This window comes from Halomonas sp. I5-271120 (assembly GCF_030553075.1).
Classification (GTDB): domain Bacteria; phylum Pseudomonadota; class Gammaproteobacteria; order Pseudomonadales; family Halomonadaceae; genus Onishia; species Onishia taeanensis_A.
Genome location: NZ_CP130701.1, coordinates 2,394,471 through 2,408,586, shown reverse-complemented (window position 1 = coordinate 2,408,586; position 14,116 = coordinate 2,394,471). Strand labels below are relative to the sequence as shown.

The following is a 14,116-nucleotide window of genomic DNA, read 5'->3' as shown; positions in this document are numbered from 1 at the left end:
CCGCGAAGGAATCGCCATGCCCCTCCGTCTCTCCCAGGGATCCGAGCTCAGCCCCGGCTTCATGGTGATCCACGGCAATCGCCTGGAAACGCTGCGCGACCTGGCGGTGGAATGGCTGCGGACCCATCCGCTGGGGCCGCTGGAAGACGAAGTGATTCTGGTGCAGAGCAACGGCATCAGCCAGTGGCTGAAGCTGGCGCTGGCCGCCGACCCGCCCGCCGGCGCCGGCATCGCCGCGGCGATGGATGTCACCCTGCCAGCCCGCTACCTGTGGCAGGCCTACCGCGCAGTGCTGGGCAATGAAGCCGTGCCGCCGTCATCACCCTTGGACAAGCCGCGCCTTATCTGGCGACTGATGCGTCTGCTGCCGGAGTTGGTGGATGACGAGACCTTCGCCCCGCTGGCGCGCTTTCTGGCCGACGACGATGACCTGCGCAAGCGCCATCAGCTCGCCGAGCGCCTGGCCGACCTGTTCGACCAGTACCAGGTCTACCGCGCCGACTGGCTGGCCGCCTGGGCCGAGGGCCGCGACGAGCTGATCGATGCCCGCGGCCAGGCCCGGCCGCTCGCCGAGGACCAGTGCTGGCAACCGGCGCTGTGGCGGCGGCTGCGCGACGACATTTCTCAAGGACTGGGCGAAAACGGCCTGGCCACCAGCCGTGCCTGGGTACACACCCGCTTCCTTGAGGCCTGCCGCGAACTGACGCCCGAAGCCCTGAACAAAGAGACGCGACCGGCCGGACTACCGCGCCGGGTAGTGGTATTCGGCATCTCCTCGCTGCCCCGCCAAACGCTGGAGGCGCTAGCCGCGGTGTCGAAGGTCACCCAGGTGCTGCTATGCGTGCACAACCCCTGCCGCCACTACTGGGCAGACATCATCGAGCACAAGGACCTCTTGCGGGCCGCCCGTCGGCGCCAGCGTCATCGCCCCGGCATGCCGCTCGAACTCGATGACACCCAGCTGCACCTGCACGCCCAACCGCTGCTGGCCGCATGGGGCAAGCAGGGCCGCGACTACCTGCGCCTACTCGATGAGTTCGACGACCAGGACGCCTACCGGGCGCTGTTCGATGCCGAGGCGCTGCGCATCGACCTGTTCGACTCGCCCGCCGACGGCGAGACCACGGGGCTACTGCAGCAACTTCAGGACGACATCCTCGAACTGCGGCCACCCCAGGAGACCCGCGACACCTGGCCAGCGGTGGACCCGGCCCTTGATCGCAGCCTGCGCTTCCACGTCGCCCACAGCGCCCTGCGCGAGGTGGAGATCCTCCACGACCAGCTACTGGCCGCCTTCGACGCCGACCCCACGCTGCGCCCGCGCGACGTGCTGGTGATGGTGCCGGACATCGACACCTACGCCGCCGCTGTACAAGCGGTATTCGGCCGGCTACCCCAGGACGACCCGCGCCACATTCCCTTTACGCTCTCCGACCAGACCAGCCGCCACCGCCAGCCGCTGCTGGTGGCGCTGGAGGCGCTGCTGCACCTGCCGGAATCGCGGCTCACGGTGAGTGACCTGCTCGACCTGCTGGAAGTCCCCGCCCTGCGCGGGCGCTTCGGACTGACCGCCGACGACCTGCCGGTGCTGCGCCGCTGGATCGAGGGCGCCGGCATCCGCTGGGGGCTCAACGCCGAGCAGCGCGCCCGGCTCGACCTGCCAGGCGGTCTTACCGCCAACACCTGGGCCTTTGGCCTGCGTCGCCTGATGCTAGGCTACGCGGTGGGCCAAAGTACGGACAACGAAAGCGCCGGCGGTCCCTGGCACGACATCGAGCCCTATGGCGACATCGGCGGCCTGGAGGCCGCGCTGGCCGGCCCACTGATGGACCTGCTCGACGCCCTCGAGGCCCAGTGGCGCGCGCTCAGCGAGCCCGCCGACGTAGCCACCTGGTGCCGCCGCCTGCGCGGCTTGCTGAGCGATTGCTTCGCCGCCGAGGACGAGGCCGACCTTGCTACCCTCAACCGCCTGGGCGAACTGCTGGAAGACTGGCAGGAGACCACAGAGGACGCTGGCCTTACCGAAGCCCTACCGCTCTCGGTGGTACGCGAGCACTGGCTTGGCCAGCTCGACGAAGCCAACCTCTCCCAGCGCTTCCTGGCCGGCGCGGTGAACGTCGCCACCCTGATGCCGATGCGCGCCATCCCGTTCCGCCACGTCTGCCTGCTGGGCATGAACGACGGCGAGTACCCGCGGGTACAGCGCCCGCTGGATATTGACCTGATGGGGCACGACTACCGCCCTGGCGACCGCTCGCGCCGCGAGGACGACCGCTACCTGTTCCTCGAGGCGCTGCTCTCGGCCCGCGACAGCCTGATGATCAGTTGGGTCGGCCGCAGTATCCACGACAACGAGCCGTGCCCACCCTCGGTACTGCTCGGCCAGCTGCGCGACCACCTCGCCGCTGGCTGGAAACTGGCCGGCGCAGAAGAAGGCGACGCCACCGGCCAGGCCCTCGTCGACGCCCTGACCACCGAGCATCCGCTGCAGCCGTTTAGCAGACACTACTTTACGGGCGAGCGAGGCCTGTATACCTATGCTCATGAATGGCGAGCGATCCATGCCGGCCATTCATCTCCCGAAACCGCCGTCGACGGCGAGCTGCCGCCGATGGAGATCGACACGGCACTGCCACTGGCGCGCCTCAGTGGCTTTCTCAAGGACCCGGTGAAGGCCTTCTTCACCACCCGGCTCGGCGTCTACCTCGAGCGCGAGGCGCTGGAAAGCCCGGACCACGAGCCCTTCGCCCTGGACGGCCTGGACCACTGGCAGCTCCAGCAGGCGCTGATCGAGGCCGGGCGCCGCGCCGTCGATGCGTCCGAACCGCCAACGCCCGCCATTCACGACACTCTGGAGCGCCTGGAGCGCGAGGGGCGCCTGGCCATGGGCGGCTTCGCCGAGCTAATGCGCGAACAGCTAGTCGAGCCGCTGGACAAGGTGCTTGGCGACTACGCCGACCAACTCGAGGCCTGGCCCTACGCCTGGGAGACCCCGGCGGCGGTCTCGCTGACGCTTGATACGGGCGAGGACCCACTGTCGACTGATCCGCTGCGGGTGGAGGACTGGCTGGACGGCCTGCGCGAGAACGCAGACGGCGAACGCTGCCGCCTGGTGCTGATGACCAGCAGCCTGGTCAACAAGGGCAAATACAACTGGAAGCACTGGCTGGCCCCCTGGGTCGCCCACTTGGCCGGCCAACTCGCCCTGGGCCCCATGACCACGGTGCTGCTCTCCCGGGCCGGCGGCGGCACCCTGGCGCCTCTGGACGCCGGCACCGCCCGCAAGCATTTAGAGGCCGTCGCCCGCGCCTGGCGCGCCGGCATGACCGCCCCGCTGCCGCTGGCCCGGGACACCGCCTTCGCCTGGCACGAGAAGGGGGGCGACGAGAACGCCCTGGCCCGCGTCTTCGGTGGCGATGAGAAGAAAGCAGAGGAAGCCGACTTCAAGGCCTGGAAGGCCGCCGTTCAGGTGTTCGAGGGCAACGACTACACGCCCGGTGAGCGCGACCGCGACCCGTATCTGGCCCGCCAGTGGCGCGACCTCGCAAGCCTAGTACGCCATCAGACCTCCGGGCAGCACTTCACCGAGCTGACGAATGCGCTCTACGCGCCGCTGCACGATGCCGTGAAGGCAAAGGGCAGCGGCGATAAAAAGAACGAAAAGAACGGCAGCAAGGGCCAGGGAGGCAAGGCATGACGATGACGGAAGCCATGCAAGCGGCCGAGACGCCACGCCTCGACCCGGTCGCCCTGCCGCTTACCGGCAGCCGGCTGATCGAGGCCAGCGCCGGCACCGGCAAGACCTTCACCATTGCCCTGCTCTACCTGCGCCTGGTGCTCGGCCCGCGGAACGAAGACGACGCGGCCAGCTTCCCGCGGCCGCTGACGCCGCCGGAGATCCTGGTGGTCACCTTCACCAATGCCGCCACCCAGGAGCTGCGCGACCGCATCCGCGCCCGGCTAGTGGAAGCGGCTGAGGCGTTTCAACAAGCGGCCAACCCAGAAGGCGAAGCGCCGAAGGCAGACCATGGCGGAGGTCCGATGCCAGGGATGGCATCGGTAGCGCCCAAGGACGGGTCTATAGCGCCTCCGCGCTGGTCTGCCGGCGAATCAGCTTCGTCGGACGAAGGACTGACAGGTGATCTCTTCGCCGAACCGGCTGTGGATAACGTAGCGCCCGCAGACGAAGTGTCGGGCGGCGTTCCATTGAGCAATGAGAAGCCGAGCGGCGATCCTCTGCTCGCCCTGCGCGACAGCTACCCCCGCGAGAGCTGGCCGACCTGCGCCCGCCGCCTACGACTGGCCGCCGAATGGATGGACGAAGCCGCCGTCTCCACCATTCACGCCTGGTGCCACCGCATGCTGCGCGAGCACGCCTTCGACAGCGGCAGCCTGTTCGCCCTGGAGATGTCGCTGGATCAGTCGGAGATGGACCTGGAGATCGCCCGGGACTACTGGCGCAGCTTCTACTACGACCTCGACCCCGAAGCGCTGCAGCTCATCGCCCGCTACTGGACCACGCCGGACACCCTTAACGACACCGCCGGCCGGCTGCGCACCCACGCCGCCGCCCTGCCCGTGGCACCGCCGCCCTTCGAGGCGCTGGCCAACTACCGTGAGCAGCGCGCCGCGGCGCTGGCCGAGCTCAAGGCGCCGTGGCCGGCCTGGCTCGACGAGTTAGAAGCGCTTCTTGAGGCCGCCGCCAAGCGCAAGGCGTTCAACGGCCAGAAGCTCAACGCCCGAAGCCGCGCCAACTGGCTCGCCGCCCTGCGCGACTGGGCGAATGACCCCGAACTGGCCAAGCCGGCACTGACCGACGCCGCCTGGAAACGGCTGACGCCCGAAGGCATCGCCGAGATCTGGAAGGAAGATCCCGTCCCCAACCTGCCGGCGCTGGAGGCCCTGGAAGCGCTGCCGGATCAGCTCGCCGAGCTGCCCGACCCATTCGCCGACCTGCTCGCCCACGCCGTTCACTGGATGGCCGCCCGCCGCGAGACCGTGCAGCGCCGCCGCGCCGAGCTCGGCCCCGACGACCTGCTGCACCGGCTGGACGCCGCCTTCGCAGGCGAGGCCGGCAAGACCCTGGCCGCCCGCATCCGCGAGCAGTTCCCGGTAGCATTGGTCGACGAGTTCCAGGACACCGACCCGGTGCAGTACCGGCTGTTCGACCGGGTCTACCGGCTGGCCGAGAACCGCGGCGGCGTTGATGACAGTGAAAAGAGCCCCAGCGCAGCTTCGGGCGCTGAAAATAGCGCGGCTTCGGGCGCTGACAAGAGCGCGGCTTCGGGCGCTGACAAGAGCGCAGCTTCGGGCGCTGACAAGAGCGCCGTGCTGCTGATCGGCGACCCCAAGCAGGCGATCTACGCCTTTCGCGGCGCCGATATCCATACCTACCTTCAGGCCCGGCGCGACACCGCCGGCCGCCACGTCACCCTGGGCACCAACTTCCGCTCCGCCACGCCGATGGTCGAGGCGGTCAACCGGGTGTTCGAACATGCCGAGCAGAGCGAAGCCGGCGCCTTCCTCTTCCGCCGCGGCGATGACAATCCGGTGCCTTTTGCACCAGTGGACGCGAACGGTCGCAAGGATGCCCTGGTTCGCCTCGGCGCGCCCCAACCCGCGCTGACGCTTTGGCACCTGGACGCTGAAGACGCCTTGTCGAAATCGGCCTACCTCCACGAGCTGGCCGGACGCTGCGCCACCGAGATGGCCAGTCTCCTACGCGAGGGCCAGGCCGGGCAGACGGGCTTTGTGCAGACGAACACCAAGCAAGACGGAGCGCTTAAGCCGCTGGCGCCGTCGGATCTGGCCGTGTTGGTCAACAACGCCGGCGAGGCCCGCGCCATCCGGGGCGCCCTGCTGGCCCGGGGCATCCGCAGCGTCTACCTCTCCGACAAGGAAGGCGTATTCGAGACCGAGGCCGCCGCCGAGCTGGAGATGTGGCTAGCCGCCTGCGCCGCGCCGGACGACGAACGCTCCCTGCGTGCCGCGCTCGCCACGCCGAGCCTGGGGCTGTCGCTTGCCGAGCTCGACGCCCTGAACGGCGGCCCCCAGCAGGACGAGCTGGCCTGGGAGGCGCGGGTAATGCAGTTTCGCGACTACCACCGCCAGTGGCAGCGCCGTGGCGTGCTGCCCATGCTGCATCGGCTGCTGGCCGACTTCGCGGTGCCCGGCCGGCTGCTTGCAGTGCCCGAGGGCGAGCGACGGCTCACTGACCTCTTGCACCTCGGCGAATTGCTCCAGGAGGCCAGTACCGAGATCGACGGCGAGCACGCCCTGCTGCGCTTTCTCGCCGAGTCCCGCGCGCATCCACAGGCCCAATCCGACACCCACCGCCTGCGCCTGGAAAGCGACGCAGACCTGGTGCAGGTGGTTACCATCCACAAGTCCAAGGGCCTGGAGTACCCGCTGGTGTTCCTGCCCTTCATCGCCGCCTTCCGCCCGGTAAAGGCCGGCGACTTGCCGCTGCGCTGGCACGACGACGACGGGAACCTGCGCCTGACGTTGTCCGCCGACGAGGCCACCCTCGCCCGCGCCGACCACGAGCGCCTGGGCGAGGATCTGCGCAAGCTCTACGTCGCCCTGACCCGCGCCCGCCACGCCACCTGGCTCGGCCTGGCGCCGCTGGAGGCCATGGAACGCAGCGCCGTCGGCCATCTGATCGCTGGCGGCCAGGCGCTCTCACCCGACAAGCTGCGCCCGGCACTCGAAGCGCTGGCCGACGAGCACGCCGGCGATGGAGCTCAAAGAGTTACGGTGCAGGATGCTCCCGAGGCCGATGCCACGCCGGTGGAACTCGCCAGCGACGACACGCCGCTCGGTGAGGCCCGCGCGCCCACCCGGACGATCCGCGAGCACTGGTGGATCGCCAGCTACTCGGCGCTGCGCACAGGCGCCACCCCGGATGAGGACAATACAGAAGCCAGCGCCGAGGCGGAGCCGTCGCCCGAGCCCACCACCGCCGATGAGGCGACGGCCATGGAGGTGATCCACGAGCCCTTCGATGCCAACGCCGCCACGGTGAGCGAAGGCTCGCTCCACCGCTTCCCCCGCGGGCCCTCTGCAGGCACCTTCCTGCACGGCCTGCTGGAATGGGCCGGCGAGGAAGGCTTTGCCAAGATCGCCGAGGACGCCGAGCTGCGCACCGACACCCTGGCCCGGCGCGCCAACCGTCGCGGCTGGGAAGGCCAGATCGCCGCACTCGAACAGTGGCTGCCGGAGCTTTTGACCACGCCGCTGCCAGTGCCGGATTCAGGCGATGGAGAGGCCGCGCCGCTGCGCCTGGATGCCCTGGACGGCGCTACCGACTACCGCGTCGAGCTGGAATTCTGGTTCGCCGCCCACAAGGTGAATACGCGCAAGCTGGACGCCCTCGTAAGCGCTCACACACTCGACGGGCGTCCACGGCCGGCGCTCGAGCCCGATACGCTGAACGGCATGCTCAAGGGCTTCATCGACCTGGTGGTGGAACATGAAGGGCGCTTCTATGTGCTCGACTGGAAGTCCAACCATCTGGGTGCGGACGATGCCGCCTACACCGAGACGGCGATGGCCGATGCCGTACTCGAGAAGCGCTATGACGTGCAGTACTGCCTCTACCTGCTGGCCCTGCACCGGCTGCTCAAGGCCCGGCTGCCGGACTACGATATCGAACGCCACCTGGGCGGGGCGCTCTACGTCTTCCTGCGCGGCACCCGCGCGCCTTCCCGCGGCGTGCACGCCGAACGCCCGCCAAGCGAGCTGATCCTCGCGCTCGATGCCCTGTTCAGTGCCGAGGAGGCCACCGCATGATGCCGACATCTTCCAACACCTCCCCGGTCAATACCGACGCCCCGGAGACCGCGCTGATTCAAGCGCCCGAAAACGCGCTTATTAGAGCGCCCGAAAACGCGCTGGCCGATCACGCGGCGCTGTTCGCCCTACTCGACCGCTGGGTGGAGCGCGGCTGGCTGCGCTCGCTGGACCGCGCCTTCGCCGCCTTCCTGCATCGCGAGGCGAAAACGGTAAGTGAGGCCTCACCTCTACTGCTGTTGGCGGCGGCGCTGGCCAGCCATCAGCTCGGCCGCGGCCATGTCTGCCTGGACCTGGCCCAGACGCTGGCCACCCCGGACCTGGCACTCTCGCTGCCGCCGGAAGGCGACAGCCTGGAAGACCCGCCGCCGCTGCCCAGCCGAGTGATGGCCGCGCTGGATCTCGACGCCTGGCGCGCAGCGCTGACTCAGCCCGAGCTGGTGGCCGAAGGCCCCGGCAGCACGCCACTGGTGCTCGCCGGCACCAACGCCCGCCCGCGCCTCTACCTGCGCCGCTACTGGCAGCACGAGCAGGATATCCACAGCCAGATCGTCGCCCGGCTCGATGGAACGGATAGCGACGATGCTACGGACGCGGCCCGGCTGCGCCCGATTCTCGACGCGCTGTTTCCCGAGCCGACACAGCCCGCGCCCCTCGACTGGCAAAAGGCCGCCTGCGCCCTGGCCGACCGCTCGCGTTTCGCGGTGATCACCGGCGGCCCCGGAACCGGCAAAACCACCACCGTGGTGCGCCTGCTCGCCCTGCTTCAGGCGCTTGCCTTGGGGAATAACATGGCGAATAGCAAGGGTGAAGAAGATGGGGGCGAACAGGCCCTGCGCATCCGCCTGGCCGCGCCCACCGGCAAGGCCGCCGCCCGGCTCAATGAATCCATCGCCGGCCAGGTGGCCAAGCTCGATCTCAACGGCCTAGCCGACGACCCCGAAAGGCTGCGCGAGGTGATTCCCAAGGAAGTTAGCACCCTGCACCGTTTATTGGGCTCGCGCCCTGACACCCGCCGCTTCCGCCACGACCGCCACAACCCGCTGCCGCTAGACGTGCTGGTGGTGGACGAGGCCTCGATGGTAGACGTAGGCATGATGGCCGCGATGCTCGAAGCGCTGCCGCCCCGGGCGCGGCTGGTGCTGCTGGGCGATAAGGACCAGCTCGCCTCGGTGGAGGCCGGCTCGGTGCTCGGTGACCTGTGCGCCCGGGCCGAGGGCGGCCACTACACCCCGGCCACCGCTGATTGGCTAGCCAAGGCCACCGGCCAGCCGCTGCCCGAGAACACCCTGAACGCCGACGGCCAGACCCTCGACCAAGCCATCGCCATGCTGCGCGTCAGCCACCGCTTCACCGCCGAGAGCGGCATCGGACAGTTGGCCGCCGCGATCAACATGGAAGCCGAGCCCACCGCCAAGCGCCGCGCCATCGGTGACGCACTCAACCACGGCTTCGCCGACCTTTCGCACCTGAAACTTTCCACCGACGACGAGCGCGGCCTGGCCCGCCTGGCCGTGAGCGGCTGCCCCGAGCGTTTTCCCAATGCCGGCCAGGGCCGCATACATCGCGGCGAAACGCTGCCGCCCCCAGTGGGCTATCGCCACTTTCTGAGCGTGATGGCGGAGCGGCGCCCGGCGGATGGCGCGGAACAGGAACAGTTCGATGCTTGGGCCCGCGACGTGCTGGCGGCCCACGGCGACTTCCAGCTGCTGTGCGCGCTGCGCCGCGGCCCCTGGGGTGTGGAAGGCCTGAACGAGCGAGTGCGCCAAGCGCTGGAGCGAGAAAAGCTGATCGACAGCCAGGACGGCCGCCAGCGCTGGTACCCCGGCCGCCCGGTGCTCGTCACCAAGAACGACTACGGACTGGGGCTAATGAACGGCGATATCGGCATCACCCTGGATATGCCGCGCCCGGATGCAAAGCCCGGCGACGGCAGCCGCCGCCTGCTGCGGGTCGCCTTCCCAGCCGGCGACGGCACCGACCGCATCAAGTGGGTACTGCCCTCGCGCCTGCAAGCGGTGGAGACGGTATTCGCGATGACGGTACACAAATCACAGGGCTCGGAGTTCACCCACGCCGCCCTGGTGCTGCCCGACGCGCCGAATCCCATCCTCACCCGGGAGCTGGTCTACACCGGCATCACCCGCGCCCGCCACTGGCTGACGCTAGTGGAAACCGGCCGCGGCCAGCTGATGGACGCGGCGCAGAGAAGGGTGATGCGGGTGAGTGGGTTGGGGAGTTGATGAGCATCGGCTCCGTTATTCAAGTAGCAGTAGAGCCTTTCCTCAGCCAGGGAGCGCGCGTTCAGGCTGCCATAACGTCCACAGCATGAGGTGTGATGGTATTTACCTGACAGAGGGGGGCAGCGTGCGCTGCCCGGGTCGATTGTCTGCGATAACGGCCCCGAACTGACCAGCAAGGCGATGTTCTTCTGGGCGCGTGAGCGGAAGGTCACGCTGGCCTTCATCCAGCCGGGCAAGCCGACACAGAATGCCTTCATCGAGAGCTTCAACGGCAAGTTCCGCGATGGCTGCCTCAATCAGCACTGGTTTCTGAGCCTGACCGATGCTAGACATGAAATCGACCAATGGAGGGCCCACTACAACCATGTCAGACCGCACAGCGCGCTGGGTTATATGCCACCTGTTGCCTATGCCCAGCGGTGTGCATGAAGGAGCGGTTTCTCACATTGAGCGCGAACCTAAATCAGGGGGAAGGTCAGTTCAAGACACAGCGCAGGTCAGTCTCCGGCCAAGAGAAATAATTCAGCGAACTCTATTATGTGGCCCGCATAGTTTTTAAGTACAATCAAAAATCGCCCAATTGCTCGGAATGGCCACCTAAAAAAAAACACTTACCCCCACCCAGTACCCAAACCTCCAGGGCGGATTAAAATATAATTTAAACCCATAAAAAAACTCACAAATCTATCGCAAAAAAAAACAACAAACCAACGAGGCATGATTTACCAAAATTCTAACCACTGAGATGGGAGAGACAAGCACTTTAAAGGCAGGCACCTCTATAAGCACCTGCGAATCAGTGGAATCGATAAACCGTGAGCCGCCACCACGGTTTTTTGCTTTTTTATGCTTTATACCTTACCGCCTTTAGCACTCTCTATCCGGCGTTGCGTCTGCATACTTACATTCAATGACTGAGATAATCGCTGCTTATCCTTATATTTGACAGGAAACATGTATGTATGCTGTATTATATTCTCTCTAAGAATTCTTTTGCACGTTGGATTTGAGCGAAATTCTCTTTGTAGATCAGCTATGCGTTTAAAGTCCAATCTTTTATGGAAATGCAAGTGCATAGACTGGTTAATCAGTTTTATAGCGGGAGTTCCATTTTTCTCCTCAATTATCCTGCATATTTCTTCTACTTCCACACCTCCCAGTGATCTCGATATTTTTCTAAGAACACCAAATATAACGCCATATGTAAGCAACATATAGGTATGCTTAGCCTCTTTTTCCAAGTCCTTGTCGCTCACTCTCGGATTTTCTTGCAAGATATGCTCGATTATTTTCAGGACCTCATCTTTTGAAACATCTGTTATGCCAAGAAAATATGAAAGAAACCTTAATCCTGTATGAAACCCCTCCTCAACTATATCAACCAGAGTATCTTTAGGAAGGGATGCAGACCTGTTTCGAACAATTTGGCCTACAATCTCTATCCCTTTAAAGGCCTTATTTATTCGTGCCAAAGTATCACTTGGCTCTAACTTTTCAATCTCACTATCGAAACGAGCTGTTTGCTTTTCGAGCCGATCCATATCGTGAGCATTTTTCTCACGTTCATCTTCAATTTTTCTTTTCTCAAGAATCAAATCTGGAATATCTTCGAGAAAACTCTCCATGAACCTTAAAGAATCGCGGTCTAAAGTAGCGGCAGTTTCTTCTTGAAACAAGTCCATCATGCAAACTTGTATCTCATCCAAAATCCAAGCGTCCTTTGTATGATGAGTGATAAAAATGATTATATTTGCACAATCTTCTTTATGAAGATTTTCCAACAAATAAATAAACCTCCTTCTCACATGATCGCTTTTATTGTACTGCTCTGATATATACTTAGCTGCAAAGAAATAATATATGTATGGGTATTTAAACTTATATCCTTTTTCGTTTTTCGACAAAATACTACAGCGCATCAGCCGGTCCAGGACATTCCTTTCATCTACTGCCAAATATACTTCTGAATATTTTTTAAAGAAAACGCCAAGCTTTTCATCACTAAGCTCTCCGCTGTTTTCGAACTGAGCCCAAGAAAACTCAGTCATTACATTCATATACTTCTCAATCTCTCTCCCGGCTATATCAGCTTTTTCTAAAGCCTGGTATACTAAGTGTTGGTAACAATGGCCAAATGAAGTCAAGTCAATTTGCTGGGCAGTATATGCTTCAAAGATCTGCAACAAACTTAGAAGATATATAGGCTTTGGAGGAATCACGCTGCGTCTTACTAGCGAATCTATTTTTGTCTTAAGCTCATCTACATTATAAAATAATTCCGCCTCATCAATCTCTTTATCCCTCCCAACAGAAACCCATTTTTCAATTAGCTTTTCTCGCTTAAAGTTTCCGAAAGGTAATATTTCCTTAACGGAAAAGCCCGACACACCCTCAATATCAGGGATAACGTATTGGAAAGAGCCCCCTCTGTCAGCCTAGTTGTCCAGTTGGCGATTTTGCCTGAATCCACATCAGAGTGGGCGGCATAGGATTGTTCATGCCACGTTATTCCGAGGAACGTAAGGCCGCGGTGCTAAAGAAGCTGCTACCGCCTGACAACCGCAGTGTGGCGTCGGTGGCCGCCGAGGAAGGCATATCGGATGCGACCCTGTATGGTTGGCTGAAAACATGCCGCCGACAAGGAGTGCCTGTGCCAGGGAACCGTAAGACCGGAGATGATTGGTCAGCTGACGCCAAGCTGGCTGTGGTGATTGAAACGGCTTCTCTATCAGAGACCGAGCTTGGCACGTATTGCCGGGAAAAAGGCTTATACCCTGAACAGGTGCAACGCTGGAAGGAGGCCTGCCTCCAAGGTGCCGGCATGCAGGAAAACCGAGATAAAGCCGCTCAGAAGCAGCAGCGCGATGACCGCCGTACGATCAAGAAGCTGAAGGCCGACGTCCGTCGCAAGGACCGGGTTCTGGCAGAAACGACCTCGTTGCTGGTGCTGTCAAAAAAGCTCGAAGCCTTGTACGGCGAAGCCCCGGACAACGAGGACGACTAACGTCGTTGAGCGAACGTACAAGGCTGTTGAAGGACTTTGATGAGGCGGTGGCTGGTGGCGCGGCACGCTATAAGGCAGCCGAAGTGATGGGGCTGAGTCAGCGCACCTTAAAACGCTGGCGACAGATCAATGGCAGCGTGACCATGGATCAGCGCCCGCACGCCGCGCGTGTTGCGCAGCCCCATCAGCTCACTCAGGCGGAAGAAGAGGCGATTCTGAACACCTGTTGCCAACCAGCGTATCAGAGCTTGCCGCCATCACAGATCGTACCTCTTCTGGCAGATCAGGGCCGTTATCTGGCCTCGGAGTCATCGTTTTATCGGGTACTGAAAAAGCACCAGCAGCTGAACCACCGGGGCCGCATGACGCCAGCCCGCAAGGCCGCTGAACCGACCAGCTTCACGGCCTCGGGACCCAACCAGATTTGGAGTTGGGACATCAGCTACTGCCCCTCTGAGGTGCGTGGTCAGCACTGGTACCTGTACCTGATCCTGGACGTCTATAGTCGCAAGATCATTGCCTGGGAAATCCATGACAACGAGTCTGGATACTTGGCAAAACAACTGGTTGAGCGCGCGCTGCTGCGTGAGGGTTGCTGGCAAACGCCGCCGGTTCTGCACTCGGATAACGGCGCGCCGATGACCTCTTACACCCTGCGCGCGAGACTGGCGGAGCTGGGCATGCTGATGTCCCATAGCCGACCACGCGTGAGCAACGATAATCCTTATTCAGAGGCGCTGTTCCGCACCGTTAAGTACTGTCCAGCGTGGCCAGCGAAGGGCTTTTCCTCACTGGCCGTTGTGCGGGAATGGATGTTGTCGTTCGAGCACGCCTACAATGAACAACACCTTCACAGTGGCATTAACTTCGTCACGCCTGCCGACCGGCATCGTGGCACGGATACTAAGCGCTTGGCCGAGCGAAAAGGGGTTTATGAACGCGCAAAGCGCCTGAATCCCAAGCGCTGGTCTGGCGACGTTCGACGCTGGGAGGCCATCGGACAAGTATCGCTCAATCCTGGCAAGCCGCAGGAAAAAGAACGGAATCAGAAAGCTGCTTAATGGAAGCGATTTGGACA

General features: G+C 63.2%; 5 protein-coding genes and 1 pseudogene. 5 read left to right on the top strand and 1 reads right to left on the bottom strand.

Features of this window, described 5'->3' with window-relative positions:
• Positions 1 to 16: 16 nt before the first annotated feature.
• From recC to Q2K57_RS10715, 4 genes and pseudogenes are all read left to right on the top strand, one after another.
• Entirely contained in the window at positions 17 to 3,697 is a 3,681-nt protein-coding gene (recC, locus tag Q2K57_RS10730; protein WP_304525033.1) for an exodeoxyribonuclease V subunit gamma, read from the top strand.
• A complete protein-coding gene (locus Q2K57_RS10725) occupies positions 3,694 to 7,791 on the top strand; it encodes a UvrD-helicase domain-containing protein (protein WP_304525032.1) in 4,098 nt (1,365 codons plus the stop codon). The genes recC and Q2K57_RS10725 overlap by 4 nt, the downstream gene beginning before the upstream one ends.
• Positions 7,788 to 10,034 carry an exodeoxyribonuclease V subunit alpha gene (gene recD / locus Q2K57_RS10720; protein WP_304525031.1) on the top strand — a complete coding sequence of 749 codons (2,247 nt, stop codon included), beginning with the start codon at positions 7,788 to 7,790 and terminating at the stop codon, positions 10,032 to 10,034. The genes Q2K57_RS10725 and recD overlap by 4 nt, the downstream gene beginning before the upstream one ends.
• 120 nt (positions 10,035 to 10,154) lie before the next feature.
• A pseudogene (locus Q2K57_RS10715) lies at positions 10,155 to 10,463 on the top strand (integrase core domain-containing protein); the annotation flags it as partial.
• A gap of 422 nt (positions 10,464 to 10,885) precedes the next feature.
• On the opposite strand, the gene Q2K57_RS10710 reads toward Q2K57_RS10715, so the two are convergent.
• Complete coding sequence (locus tag Q2K57_RS10710) at positions 10,886 to 12,421, bottom strand: hypothetical protein (protein ID WP_304525030.1); 1,536 nt, start codon at positions 12,419 to 12,421, stop codon at positions 10,886 to 10,888.
• 110 nt (positions 12,422 to 12,531) lie between these two features.
• On the opposite strand from Q2K57_RS10710, the gene Q2K57_RS10705 reads away from it, so the two are divergent.
• Positions 12,532 to 14,099, top strand: a protein-coding gene (locus Q2K57_RS10705; protein WP_304525029.1) for an IS3 family transposase whose coding sequence is annotated in 2 segments (ribosomal slippage) — positions 12,532 to 13,011 and positions 13,014 to 14,099 — 1,566 coding nt in all. Because the reading frame shifts where the segments join, the coding sequence is not laid out codon by codon here.
• The last annotated feature ends 17 nt before the right edge of the window (positions 14,100 to 14,116 follow it).

Coding starts and splice junctions, on each gene's coding strand:
- recC (WP_304525033.1), top strand. CDS start 17: ATGCCCCTCCGTCTCTCCCAGGGATCCGAGCTCAGCCCCGGCTTCATG.
- recD (WP_304525031.1), top strand. CDS start 7,788: ATGATGCCGACATCTTCCAACACCTCCCCGGTCAATACCGACGCCCCG.
- Q2K57_RS10725 (WP_304525032.1), top strand. CDS start 3,694: ATGACGATGACGGAAGCCATGCAAGCGGCCGAGACGCCACGCCTCGAC.